11 protein-coding genes are annotated in these 12,228 nt (G+C 56.1%); 2 read left to right on the forward strand and 9 right to left on the reverse strand.

Going from position 1 to position 12,228, the window contains the following annotated elements; translation table 11 throughout:
* Positions 1 to 926, reverse strand: a 926-nt coding sequence (locus Q8Q07_04365) for a radical SAM protein (protein MDP3879526.1), incomplete at its 3' end; no start/stop codon positions are given.
* A gap of 181 nt (positions 927 to 1,107) precedes the next feature.
* On the reverse strand, positions 1,108 to 1,470 hold the full coding sequence (locus Q8Q07_04370) for a hypothetical protein (GenBank protein ID MDP3879527.1): 363 nt from the start codon (positions 1,468 to 1,470) through the stop codon (positions 1,108 to 1,110).
* Between the two features lie 105 nt (positions 1,471 to 1,575).
* On the opposite strand from Q8Q07_04370, the gene Q8Q07_04375 reads away from it, so the two are divergent.
* The gene (locus Q8Q07_04375) at positions 1,576 to 2,853 is read left to right on the forward strand and encodes a M20/M25/M40 family metallo-hydrolase (protein MDP3879528.1); all 1,278 of its coding nucleotides are present in this window, start codon (positions 1,576 to 1,578) and stop codon (positions 2,851 to 2,853) included.
* 12 nt (positions 2,854 to 2,865) lie between these two features.
* Here Q8Q07_04375 and Q8Q07_04380 read toward each other — a convergent pair whose 3' ends face one another.
* Genes Q8Q07_04380 through Q8Q07_04405 form a run of 6 tightly spaced genes read right to left on the reverse strand, consistent with a single transcriptional unit; the run spans position 2,866 to position 9,527 of the window.
* Positions 2,866 to 4,509 carry an FAD-binding protein gene (locus Q8Q07_04380; GenBank protein MDP3879529.1) on the reverse strand — a complete coding sequence of 548 codons (1,644 nt, stop codon included), beginning with the start codon at positions 4,507 to 4,509 and terminating at the stop codon, positions 2,866 to 2,868.
* Between the two features lie 47 nt (positions 4,510 to 4,556).
* Positions 4,557 to 5,516 carry a CoA ester lyase gene (locus Q8Q07_04385; protein ID MDP3879530.1) on the reverse strand — a complete coding sequence of 320 codons (960 nt, stop codon included), beginning with the start codon at positions 5,514 to 5,516 and terminating at the stop codon, positions 4,557 to 4,559.
* Positions 5,513 to 6,421, reverse strand: coding sequence for a CoA-binding protein (locus Q8Q07_04390; protein MDP3879531.1), 909 nt, complete (start codon positions 6,419 to 6,421; stop codon positions 5,513 to 5,515). Before Q8Q07_04390 ends, Q8Q07_04385 begins: the two co-directional genes overlap by 4 nt.
* 12 nt (positions 6,422 to 6,433) lie before the next feature.
* Positions 6,434 to 6,727: a hypothetical protein gene (locus Q8Q07_04395; protein ID MDP3879532.1), complete on the reverse strand. Its 294-nt coding sequence runs from the start codon at positions 6,725 to 6,727 to the stop codon at positions 6,434 to 6,436.
* 4 nt (positions 6,728 to 6,731) lie between these two features.
* Positions 6,732 to 7,991 (reverse strand): acetate--CoA ligase family protein, encoded by a 1,260-nt coding sequence (locus Q8Q07_04400; GenBank protein ID MDP3879533.1) that lies wholly within the window; start codon positions 7,989 to 7,991, stop codon positions 6,732 to 6,734.
* Positions 7,992 to 8,045: 54 nt separating this feature from the next.
* Positions 8,046 to 9,527 carry an MmgE/PrpD family protein gene (locus tag Q8Q07_04405; protein ID MDP3879534.1) on the reverse strand — a complete coding sequence of 494 codons (1,482 nt, stop codon included), beginning with the start codon at positions 9,525 to 9,527 and terminating at the stop codon, positions 8,046 to 8,048.
* 104 nt (positions 9,528 to 9,631) lie between these two features.
* On the opposite strand from Q8Q07_04405, the gene Q8Q07_04410 reads away from it, so the two are divergent.
* On the forward strand, positions 9,632 to 10,264 hold the full coding sequence (locus Q8Q07_04410) for an MBL fold metallo-hydrolase (GenBank protein MDP3879535.1): 633 nt from the start codon (positions 9,632 to 9,634) through the stop codon (positions 10,262 to 10,264).
* Between the two features lie 22 nt (positions 10,265 to 10,286).
* Here Q8Q07_04410 and Q8Q07_04415 read toward each other — a convergent pair.
* On the reverse strand, positions 10,287 to 12,228 hold a 1,942-nt coding region (locus Q8Q07_04415), incomplete at its 5' end, for a hypothetical protein (protein ID MDP3879536.1).

Genomic DNA, 12,228 nt, shown 5'->3' on the forward strand with positions numbered 1-12,228 from the left:
AGGTTTTCGATGAATAGCGCAATCTCGTCGACAAACTCGTCCTCGGAGAGTGGCTCGAACTCGCCCGCCAGGTATTTATCGTAGAGTATCGAGTTCCGGCGCACAATCAGGCTCCTGAGCCGGATGAAGTCCGGGTTTATTGCCGAAAGCGCCCGGGCCGAGTCCAGAGCATGGGCTTGAGACCACCGCTTGCCGCCAAGTCCGGGCATAATGTATTCCGACAGGGATATGCCCGCGGCCACTACCTTCTGGCCACCGCTGATATGCTGCTCCTGGTTTACCCCTTTCTGCATGAAGGCAAGCACCTCATCATTTCCTGACTCAAGCCCGATGTGGAGCCGGGAGAGACCGGCCTCATGCAAATCTTTTAGCTCCTGGAGAGTCTTTTTAGAGGCAGCCTTGGCCCGCGCGTAAGAGGTGATTCTTTCTATGGTGGGGAAGGTTTCCTCAAGGTATCTTATTATCTGGAGCAGTTCCGGGGTTCTCATGATCAGGGTATCAGCGTCCTGAAGGAATAATGTTCTGGCGCCGGAGGCCGTCCAGTTGGCGATATTGGCCAGGTTTTGCAGGGGTAGGTCTCCGTTGTCAAGGTAAATCTCCGGGTTCGCCTGGACGATTGCCCTGATCAGCTCGTTGCTGACCCTTCCACTCAGTCCGGACTTCCATGAAGCTGCCTTGATTTCATCGTGCAGGACACGGGCAACATCAATGTCCTCTTTTATTTCCGCCACCGGGCGGTATTCAAACCTGCTGTCCTTGTAGGTGGAGCAGAAGAGACACCGGTTCCAGGGGCAGTTCCGGGTCGCCCTGATGAGTAGAGAACTGTCCTTGCCTTCGCTCGGCGGCCTGATCGGCCCCATCTCAAAAGAGCGCCGGATGACATCTCCCCAGTTGATTTTATGGGTGGGCTCGTTCTGATTGTCCATGCGACTTTATCTTCTCCTGCTATCACTCATGATTAGATTATAGCAATTCTGGGGGATTCAGGAAAACTCGGAGGGGTGGGCTTTGGTCTTAATGCTACTTCATCTGTCATTGCGAGACCATTCCGCCAGGCGGAAGGCGAAGCAATCTGTGTGTGGGGAGAGTATCAAATCACCAAGATAGTTACTTAGGGAAAAACCTTCCCAAGAAGGCAAAAATGGCTCCAGTCAGAGTGCCAAAAAGGAAACTAACCGCATCGGAAGACATTATACGTTGCCAAGCAAGAAAGCTAACTGCTCCAACAATAACAAAAGTCACGATTGCCATTACACTCAGAATCCATTTTGTTGCCCCTCTTGTCGTGCTACTTTGAGTTTCAAGCTGAAGTTTCAAGATAGTATTCTTAGCTTCAAGGTTAGCCTTGATAAGGTCGGTAATTTGAGCAATAGCCTTTTGCAGTTCCGGGGAATCTCTGATATCATCCCATATAGAAGTGGTTTCGCCTTCCTCTCCAGATTGAGGGGTATTTTCATTGCCACTTTCCATGCCCGTAATATAGAACAACCGAACAAGGCAGTCAATACAACCCTTGACAAAGACGGAGTGGCTACTTAAAGTGTCAGTTAGCAAGTGATTAAGGAGGGCGGTACTTTGCAAGTCGAGGATATATTATCTGATCTGATACAGATCAAGTCGGTCAACCCTCCCGGAGAGGAAACGGAGGTGGCCAGGTACCTCAAGCGCCTGTTTGATGAGCACGGGATTGCCAATGAGATAATCGAATCCGCTCCGGGGCGGGGCAGTTTTATCGCTTATCTGGGAGAAGGCGACCGGAGCTTGTTATACCTGTCCCATGCTGATGTGGTGCCGGTATCCGCGGATTGGGATTTTGCCCCGTTTTGCGGTGAGATCAAGGACGGCTTTGTCTACGGTCGCGGTGCCTTGGACTGCAAGGGTCTGGTGGCTGCCGAGGCTTATGCCATGCTTACCCTGGCCCGGAGTGGTAAGCTCGGGGGCCGGCTGATATTTGTCGCTACCGCTGATGAGGAGGCCGGCGGGGGAATGGGGGCGAAATACCTGGTGGAAAACTACAAAGAAAAGCTGATGGCTGATTTTTGTGTTAACGAGGGAGGCAAGGAGCCGATAGAAATAGGCGGTAAGACCTGTCATTTTCTCCAGCTCGGCGAGAAAGGCGTCTGCTGGATGAAGCTGCGGACGCGCGGTGTTTCCGCTCATGGCTCACTGCCCGTGCTGGGCGATAACGCTGTCAGCAAGATGGCGAAGATTGTCAAGGGACTGTCCGAATATCAGCCCGAGATAGTGCTGATACCGGAGGTCGAGCAACTTATCCGGGGGATTGCCCGCCTGGGAGGTCTTGACGAAGATATCAATGAGGACAATGTTGACCGCACCATTCGCAAGCTGAAGGATAAAGTGTTTGCTGCCTATCTCTCGGCGACGACCAGGATGACCGTCTCGCCGAACGTAATTCACGGCGGGGCTAAAACGAATATCGTGCCCGATAGCTGTGAGGCTGAGGTGGATATCAGGGTCCTGCCCGGACAGGACAATAAGTATATGAACCGCCAGCTCGGGGAGATTATGGGCGATGTTGATGTGGAAATAACCCAGTACCACCCCCCCACATTCTCGACCTCCGACTCGGATTATTACCGGCTGGTCGCTGACACCATGAAGGAGTTCATCGGTGATGTTCCTATTTTACCCTGTATCTCCTCGGGGGCTACTGACTCCCGGTTTCTTCGGGAAGCGGGGATGCCCTGCTATGGTATCTCCATGATGACACTGGATTTAGACCAGGCCATGAAACAGTCTGTCCACGGCAAGAATGAGAAGGTGGATATTGCCAGCCTGCGATTGAAAACAGACTTTCTCACCAGACTGGCTCAAAAATATCTGGGAGATTAGGCTGGTACCACCTCAGGCGGGCTTTACCTGGCCGGTCTGTAGTATCAGCCGGGTGTAATCAGGCAGGTAGTCTTCCGGTTGCCGGGCGTAGTTGGGCAGCAGCAGCGGTGATACCGGACGTGCTTCGGCCAGTCCGAGGCTGTTCAGTTCCCGCTGCCAGCGGCGCACATGGTCCAGCGTCAGCGTCCCCGGCTTGGTTTTGGCGGCATACTGGGCGGCGGCTTTACCGGCTCTCCTGCCGAAGACGAACAGGTCCATTGTGGAATTACCCCCCAGTCTGTTCCGTCCGTGGACTCCTCCCTCAACCTCTCCGGCGGCATAAAATCCGGCTATCGTGGTTGATCCGTCAGGGTTGATCTTGATGCCTCCGTTCTGGTAGTGGAGTGTCGGGTAGACCAGCATCGGCTCGCGGGTGATGTCAATATTGAAGCGGCCGAACTGCCGTACCATGGCCGGTAATTCCCGGGCGACAGTTCCCTCCCCCCGTATGATGTCAATCATCGGCGAGTCCAGCCAGACCCCAACCTCTCCGGTCGGTGTCTGGATTCCCTTGCCATTCCGGCATTCCCGGATAATGCCGGAAGCGACCACGTCTCTGGTCTCCAGGGGATGGATGAACTGTATGCCATCAATATTAGCCAGCTGCGCGCCGATGCCGCGTACTTTCTCCGTTACCAGCTGGCCCAGAATCGGCTGGGGGTAGGCGGCGCCGGTGGGATGGTACTGCATGGTATCAATGAAAACGAGCGGGACGCCTATCCGGTAAGCCAATACCAGTCCGTCAGCAGTGGCACCGTAGTGGTTGGTGGTGGGGTACTTCTGGATGTGCAGCCGTCCCAGTCCTCCGGTAGCCATGACTACTGCCCTGGCGCGTACCACGCTGATTTCATCAGTCTCCAGGTTGACCAGTACCGCGCCGGCTATCTGTCCTTTGTCGTCCAGTATCAGTTCTATTACGGGAGAAAACTCCAGGAAATCGATATTCCGGTTCCTGACCTCATCCCTGAGCACACGCATTATCTCCAGTCCGGTATAGTCCCGCGCGGCGTGCAGGCGTTTCCGGGACAATCCGCCCAGAGGTATTTCGCGCATCGAGCCATCCGGCTCCTTGTCCCAGTTGACTCCCAGCGATTCGAGCCACCTGATGGCATCAGGGGCATCCTTGACAAGAGCTTCGACCAGCTCGGGTGTGTTGGCAAAGTGGCCGCCGCCCATGGTATCCAGGTAATGAATGTCCGGGGAATCATTGGGCCGGTCGGCAGCCTGTGTCCCGGCCTGGGCGCCCACGGTGTTGGCGTCACCCAGTCGCAGCTTGGTGGTAATAAGTACCCTGGCCCCGTTTTCCTGGGCTAAGAGCGCGGCTGACGCTCCGGCCCCGCCGCAGCCGATTACCAGGACATCAACGTCATAATCAATCTTATCAAGGTTGATTTTATCCGGGTCGATACGGCTGTTTCCTTCGAGCAGGTCGGCCAGCTCATGGGGGGTTCGGTCGCCCCGGTTCGGACCCACTGCCAGCTTACGCATCCCCTTCTCAATAAAGTCAGGGTGATACTGATGCAGCAAAGAGGTTTTCTCTTCCTCTGTTAGACGGGGGAATACTTCTTTCAGTCGCTTTTCCCGGGTCGCTTCTACTTTTCGGATACTTTCTTCCATATAAGCCGGATACACTTTACCAATCTCCTATCTCTAGCCAGTAGATTTTATTTCACGCCCCCGCTCCGGGTAGGTGTGAAGAAACTGGACAGGCTGACGGGGGAAGTCTGCCCTCCTCCGGTTTCCTTATCGGTAATGAGGTCGACGGAATTGACCAGGTCTTTAGCCTGCCGGTAGTTCATATAGTCAATCATTTTGCCTTCAAAAGATATCGCCCCCAGCCCCCGGCTTTGAGCTTCCTCAAAGGCGGCAACTACCTTTCGGGCGTGTTCTGTTTCCTCCGGCGACGGCAGGAATGCCCGGTTCACCGGCTCTATCTGTCCGGGGTGGATGAGCAGCTTGCCCTTGAACCCGAGCTGTAAAGCCCGCATCGCTTCGGTAATCAGCCCTTCTTTATCGGTCAGCAGCCCGAAGAAGGGCGTATCTATCGCCTGAACTCCGGCGGCGCGGCTGCTGTTGACCACCTGGGAGCGGGCGTATAGCAGCTCGGTCTGTTCCGGGGAAAGGGAGGCAACGTTCCGCCCCAGGTCTCCGTAGTAATCTCCAGCCCCGAAGCAAACGGCGGCCAGACGCGGGCTGGCAGAGGCAATCTGGTAAGCGTTGACGACGCCTTTTGCCGACTCGATTAACGCCACTATCTTGAGGCTGCCGATTTCCAGTCCCTGGCTTTTCTCAGCGTCCAGGAGCATATTGTCCAGCTCAATCACGTCCGCCCCGGCCTCCGTCTTGGGCAGCATGACGCCATCCAGGCCTTTGACGATGGTATATCTGATGTCCTCGCCGGTCAGTTTGGTGGGGAGAGCGTTCACCCGGACAAACACGTAAGAGCCGCCGGACCTGACTGCCTGGATTGAGTCTCTGGTCATAACCCTGGCGGTAGCTTTCTCCGGCAGGGGTACGGCGTCTTCCAGGTCTAATATTATAGCGTCGGCGGGGAGCGTTACTGCCTTGGTAATCATCCTCATGCTGTTCCCGGGGACAAAAAGCATCGAGCGCAGTACCATCATTTTGCAACACCAGCCTTCAAGATTCTGACCAGGGTTGTGGCAATCTCCTGGGGGCTTTCCACGACATGCGCCCCCACTTCTTCCAGGGCTTTGACCTTGCTTTCCGCGGTGCCCCTGCCGCCTTCAATGATAGCGCTGGCATGGGAGAACCTCATCCCGGAAGGCAGTGTCCGCCCGGCAATGTAAGCCACCAGCGGCTTGGTAAACCGGCCTTCCTTGATGACCTCGGCGGCTTCCTCTTCAGCCACGGTGCCGATCTCCCCGAACAGGACTACCGCTCCGGTTTGCGTATCTTCTTCAAACAGGGGCAGCAGTTCGGCAAAGCTCAGGCCGACCACCGGTTCAGCGCCGACATGCATCGCCGTGCTGATACCGAGTCCGGCTGAGGTTACGCTCCAGACCACGGTGCTCGTCTGCCCGCCGCTGCGGGACATGACGCCGACGGGGCCCGGTTTGAAGATTTCCCGGGCAAATTCCTCAGAGCCGCCCAGCCAGCCCATGGCCGCTTTATCGGCGCTGAGCAGTCCCAGCGAGCCGGGGCCGAGTATCAGCGCCCCCTTTTTGCGGGCCAGGGTAATCATCTCCAGGCTATCATGCAGGGGCACCCGCTCGGCGGGAACGACGATGAATTTAATTCCGGCTTCGATAGCTTCAACCACGGCGTCTTTGACCTGCGGCCCGGGGACAAAAGTGACGCTGGCGTCAATCCGGCCGTGGGCTTCAATAGCTTCTTTGACGGTATTATATACCGGGACTCCCCACACCTCGCTGCCACCCCGCCCCGGGGTGATGCCGCCGAGTACGTTAGTCCCGTAATCGAGCATGAACCTGGTGCGGGCGCTGCCTTCGCGGCCGGTGATTCCCTGCACCAGTACCCGCGTGTTCTCATCTACCAGTATTGCCATTTTTCTCCCTGTCTAACCAAGTCCGTTTTTATCTCTATATTCGTCCAGTCCGAACATATCGAGGACGATCTTCAGTCCCTTGTTGCCGTAAGCCTGGCAGTAAAGCTCGCAGGTCAGGTCCTCGATGCAGCGCCGCCCGGCTTCCTCCGGCTCCGGAATGAGCACCGGCTTACCATCCTCAACGCGGAACAGGCTGGTGCCGAAGAGGCTGCATGCCTTAACGCAGGCGTAGCTTTCACAGTCCCGGCACTTCTCATAATCAATCACCGTTTTGCCGGTGCGGAAGGAAAATCCACAGTCTGTCATCGTGCTATACCCTCTCAGCCCTTCTGTAGTCGGCGATAAGCTCCTTAAGTCGCCGGGCAATATCATCGACCTTATAAACATAATCCCGTCCGTAGATTTCGATATTAGCGGGAAGCCCTTTCAGACCTTCCCTTAGAATTTCCAGGGATTCGGCCTCCTTGTTACCGGCGATCAGGATGATTACCGGAAAGCCGGGACGGTGTTCCAGTTCTTCCCGTAACGCCCTGACCAGAGCGTGGGCATGGTGCCACTGCTCCTGGTTGGCGACTACCGGCCCCATCAGCACATAGGCGTCAATGTTGGGCTGGGCGAAGATAAGCTTGACGATGCGGTAGACCTTGGAAGCCGTCGGGCTGCCGCTGGTATCAGCGTAGTCGGCGAGCTTGAGTCCGTGACGTATCAGGGCGTCAGCTCCCAGCATCGCCCCGCCGCCGCCAATCCCGTGGAAGCCCACATAACCCTCTCCCGGCTTAAACTCGGTTGCCATCTGCACGAAGTAGCCTATCCCCCGGTAGTCTGTCTCCTCCACCTTCCAGGCAAGCCATTCCAGTTCCGTGGGCGCCCGCCCTATATCGCGTGGATAGCTCATTTCCAGCTCCGGGTACTTGAATACGGAGGCTTCATCAATGACAACGCGGCAGTCTGCCGGGTAAATATTGCCGTCGGCGGTCACTACCAGGGGGTTGATTTCCGCGCTGCGGGCGCTGTACTTCCGGAATACGCCATAGAGTTTGCCGATAATTTCACTCAGCGGGTCCACCAGAGGCGCGCTGATGCCGAGCTTCGAGACCATTTTTTTGACATCATCGGTATTCAGCCCGCTGAGGATATCGATATTCATACCGGCTACTTTCTCCGGCGATTTTGACGCTACCTCTTCGATATCAACGCCGCCCTCGGTGCTGAGCATCAGGACCGGTCCCTTGACCTTGTAGGAGTCATTGACGGCGATGCTGACATAAAATTCCAGCTCAACAGCCAGCTTTTCTTCGACCAGGACCTTCTCCACCCTGAACCCTTTAATCTCTTTGCCGAGTAGCTCAGCGGCGGCGCTTTCCGCCTCCGCCGGGGTTTCAGCGAACCTGATACCGCCGGCTTTGAAGCGCCCGGTGGTCTCAATCTGCGACTTGACGGCTACGGGCCGGGACAGTCTTTCGGCTATACGGCGGGCTTCTCCGGGTGTGGAGGCAATCTCCCCTTCGGGGACAGCTATACCGCATTCTCTCAGCAGTCGTTTCCCCTGGTATTCAAGCAGTTTGGGCATCGTCTTCCTCTGTTAAAGTCTTTCTGGTGTTTTCTGGTCAGGTCGGGTATTCCATCAGCAATCGGCGCTCTTGAAAGTCAAAATATTCATTAGTTCGGCGATGTCTTTAACTGATTCAAGATTTGAAATCATCTCCAGCGACCTCTCCGTGTCCTGCGGCGTCAGCGATAAACGGACACAGTCGCGGTACTTGCTGGCTACTTCCTCTTCGGTCAGGGGGTTCTGCGGGTCACCCCTGGCGACATCCACCCGGCGTGAGTAAGTCTTGCCGTCCCGGAGACTGACCACTACCTCGCCTCTCAGTCCGAGTAGCCCCGTTCCCATCTCCGGGGGATGAGCGTAATGTACCCTGGTTATCAGTTCCTGCACCAACGGCTCGCCGACCTTTTTATCAGCGAACTGCTTCAGGGTTACCTCACCGTCAATAAGGGCGATTGCCACACAGTATTCCAGGCTGAACTTGCCCTCCAGGGCGGTTCGCGGGCGGGAATATATCAAGAGACCCGGCAGGCCGGAGCTGGTGCGGCATTCGACCTCAACAATCTCCGCCGGGTCGATTCCCTCTTTCCTTTTTAGTTCCAGGGCGGCATCAATCGCCCAGTGGGTGTAGGCACAGGACGGGTAGGGCTTTAACGCCAGACCGGAAGAAACGATATAGAAGTCTGTACTGACTCCCCGCGGTATCTCCGGCGTTCCCGCCCGCTGAACGGTTTCCCCGCCCAGGACCTGGCAGTAGTTCAGAGGCCCGTCAAGGATGTTTTCATCGGCGGTGAAGCCGCTCTGAGCCAGCGTGGCCGCAATCACCCCGTTTCTGGCGGCGTTACCGGCGTGAAGGGGTTTTGTCATGGTACCGAAGTTTCTCCTGATGCCTCCGGCCATTGAACCGGCGATACCCAGCGCCGTCCTGGTCTTTTCATCATCAAGCCCCAGTATTTTGGCGACCGCCGCCGCCGCGCCCAGGCTGCCCAGAGTGGAGGTGGTGTGCCAGCCCAGGTCGTACTGCTGCTGGATGCACACGGTGGCAATCCTGGCCTCGACTTCAAAGCCGGTGTTGTAGGCGAGCAGGACATCCCTGCCGGAGCGGTGGTTTTCCTCGGCTACCGCTAAGACGGCGGGTAAAATAGCGACGGTGGGGTGGTAAGGCGTCAGGTGGGCGGGGATAAAGTAATCGTCATAGTCCAGGGCGTGCCCCTGTGTGCCGTTAGCCCAGGCGGCCTGGTCAGCCGATGTTTTGAAACCCCGCCCGATAACTCCAGCTTCAGGTCGCCCTCTACCCTTGACATAATCGCTGATTATCCTGCCGGAAGTTTCCGTACTCCCGGCCAGGGTAACCCCCAGGCAGTCAAGTATGGCCATTTTACCGGCATCAATTACTGCCGGAGGGAGTTGTTCGTATGATACTTCGGTAATAAAGCCGGCTATTTCTTCGGTGAACATATCGCGTGTATTTTGCTCCGGGTCTTGAGTCCTCCCGGCGTTATCCGGTAGTTTTAGTATACCCTTTGTACGCTGGGTGTGCAAGACTCTCAGTAGCATTGACCGGCCAGGTCATTCATGCTATATTTAGGCAGACGGACATCAATCAGTCAGGTTGTATTTTCCGAATTGATAACGTCCGAATTCCAACTGAATTTGTAATAATGGATATTAACTGGCTGGGACATTCCTGTTTCAAAATCAAGGGTTCAAAGGTAACCCTGATTACTGACCCTTATTCTCCTGATTTAGGCTATTCCCTGGGCAAGCCAGCGGCGGATATCATTACTGTGAGTCACCAGCATACCGGTCATTCTTATGTTCAGGGTATCGCCGGAGAGCCAAAACTGGTTACGGGACCGGGTGAATATGAAATCAGCGGCGTCTTGATTATCGGGATATCGACCTTCCATGATGCGGAGAAGGGAGCCAGTCGGGGTAAGAACACCGCTTACCTCATGGAAATAGACGGCATCACGGTATGTCATCTTGGTGACGTGGGGCACCCTCTTACCAGCGGGCAGGTTGAGGAGATTGGCAGTGTGGACGTGCTGCTGCTGCCGGTAGGCGGGGAGTCTACTATTGATGCCGCCGTGGCTGCCGAGATTGTGCGACAGCTTGAGCCGAAAGCAGTGATCCCGATGCACTATCAGACTGAGGCGCTGAAGGGGAAACTGGAACCGGTGGATAGATTCCTCAAGGAAATGGGAGTAAGCGGTCTGAGCCATCAGCCCAAGTTGTCTTTTACAAGGTCAAACGTGCCGCTCAGTACTCAGGTCTTTGTACTCGACTACTGATTCGCTCGTCCTCTCCGGCAAGTCAAGCCCGTCTTATCGCTGATACCACCACCAGTAATATAACCGACAGCAGTATTATGGTCAGCATCAGGGCGCCGATGAGGTATATTGTCCAATCGGCGGGGGCTGACTGGGATGGGGGTAACGTCGAGGGTGGAGGCGGTGACGATGATGGCACTGGTGATGACGATGGGGCTACCGTCGGCGCTGATTTCTCCGGGGGTTGTGGTCCGGGGAGCGCTTCTGTGGTGAAAGCTCCTACGGCACTCCATGAGCTGTAGCTATCGGGGCTGCTCGCCCTCACCTTCCAGTAGTAGGTAGTGTCATAATCCAGCCTGGTGGTGCTTTGCCAGGCAGTGGCGGGCAGAGCGTAGCTTTCTATTTTCAGGATTGTGGGATTGGAAAAAGAGGCGTCCGTGGATACTATTAGCTCGTAGCTGTCGGCCCCGGCAATGGCACTCCACTGGAAGACCGGTTTAATCGGTACCCCGCTGGCACCGGCTTCGGGACTGTAAAGCTCGGGGGCAGTGATGGTGGTGCTCTGGGTGCCCAGGCTGGTGGTAAAAGACCGTTTCTCAGACCACCGGCTGAGTACCGGCTCGGTGGCTCTTACCCGCCAGTAGTAGGTGGTGTTCATCTGGAGAGATGGCAACCGCGCTGAGCTGCTGGCAGTCTCTCCCTCAAACCCGTCGGGTATCGTCGAGAAGTTGTCATCATAATTAAGCTGCCACTGATACCCGGTGGCTCCCTTCAGCGTCTCCCAGTCAAGGCTGACACTGCCGGTGTCAGCGCCTGACATCCCGTCGGGCGGCGCCGTCAGGGTAACTGATTGGGTCAGGCTATCATTGTAGGTCATTAACCGGGTATTCCGGGTATCAATCGACCATAGCTGGCTGCCGTGCCGCCACAGTCCACTCAGGGTGGCGCTATCATCAAGTCCGCGGGTCACCGTCTCAAAGCCCGGCCCCAGGGGATAGGCAGGGTTGAGCGAGCGCTCCATGCCCCCTTTCTTGTTCACCGTGTCTACAGCCTGCAGGTTGGTGGCGTACAAAGTGCCATCGTCTGATACGGTAATCTGACTGAGACGGCTGCCAGCAGGCAAAGAACCATCAATGCTTTCCCAGGCGTCACTCTTCCCGATGATGAAGCGGAAAACGCGTTTCTTGTTGGTGGTGGTTGTTTCCACATCGCTCGCGGCATACACCGTCCGGTTACTGCTGAAACGAGGGTCAAAGGTGACGGTTATTGCACCGGTGGCGGAGGAGTTGGGAGGTAGCTGCTGGCCCAGTTGTCTGAAAGAGTTGCCATTATCGTCAGACCAGTGGACAAAGCCGATGCTATTTCCGGCGAGCAGAGTCTTATCCTGTGTGTAATCAGGTGAGAGGGCGATGGATGACAGCGGCTGACTGCCCGCCGTGGTATTATCGGTGGCAGAGGGCAGGTCACCGCTGGTGGTACGGTAGACCAGGCCGTTACTGCCGTCATAACTTCCGAGAAAAAGCGTATTATCACCGGCAACCACCAGTATATCAATAGCCAGCGGGGCGATCAGGCGAATGAAAGACTGTCCGTTATCGGTAGATTTCCATATTGCGGGCGTTCCCCCGCTGCTTCCGGCTAGAAATACGGTCTGGCTCTGGCTGCCGTATTGAGGGGAAAGCCTGACGTGGCTCAGGCTGTCAGCGTCAGCCAGCGTGCCGGTAAGTAACCGTTCCCATTTTGCGCCGCCGCTCAGGCTCCGCCATAGGCTATGCTCGGTATGTTCTCCGTTGAATGTGAGCATAAACAGGGCGCTATCCTGACTGTAATCCGGAGAAACCGCTAAATCGATTATCCCGTTATCACTGATTTTGGTGTCAATCAAGCTCGCTTGCTTCCAGGTAACGCCGCCATCGGCGGAGTAAGAAAAGGCACTTTCTGTGCCGCTGGTGGCGGCGTAAATGGTACCGCTGGCGGTGAAGTCC

It is taken from the genome of Dehalococcoidales bacterium, assembly GCA_030698765.1.
In the GTDB taxonomy this organism is placed as follows: domain Bacteria; phylum Chloroflexota; class Dehalococcoidia; order Dehalococcoidales; family UBA2162; genus JAUYMF01.

Bases quoted from the DNA above. Each gene is read 5' to 3' on its own strand.
- Q8Q07_04370 (MDP3879527.1), bottom strand. From the start codon at position 1,470: ATGGAAAGTGGCAATGAAAATACCCCTCAATCTGGAGAGGAAGGCGAA.
- Q8Q07_04380 (MDP3879529.1), bottom strand. From the start codon at position 4,509: ATGGAAGAAAGTATCCGAAAAGTAGAAGCGACCCGGGAAAAGCGACTG.
- Q8Q07_04385 (MDP3879530.1), bottom strand. From the start codon at position 5,516: ATGATGGTACTGCGCTCGATGCTTTTTGTCCCCGGGAACAGCATGAGG.
- Q8Q07_04390 (MDP3879531.1), bottom strand. From the start codon at position 6,421: ATGGCAATACTGGTAGATGAGAACACGCGGGTACTGGTGCAGGGAATC.
- Q8Q07_04395 (MDP3879532.1), bottom strand. From the start codon at position 6,727: ATGACAGACTGTGGATTTTCCTTCCGCACCGGCAAAACGGTGATTGAT.
- Q8Q07_04400 (MDP3879533.1), bottom strand. From the start codon at position 7,991: ATGCCCAAACTGCTTGAATACCAGGGGAAACGACTGCTGAGAGAATGC.
- Q8Q07_04405 (MDP3879534.1), bottom strand. From the start codon at position 9,527: ATGCTACTGAGAGTCTTGCACACCCAGCGTACAAAGGGTATACTAAAA.
- Q8Q07_04410 (MDP3879535.1), top strand. From the start codon at position 9,632: ATGGATATTAACTGGCTGGGACATTCCTGTTTCAAAATCAAGGGTTCA.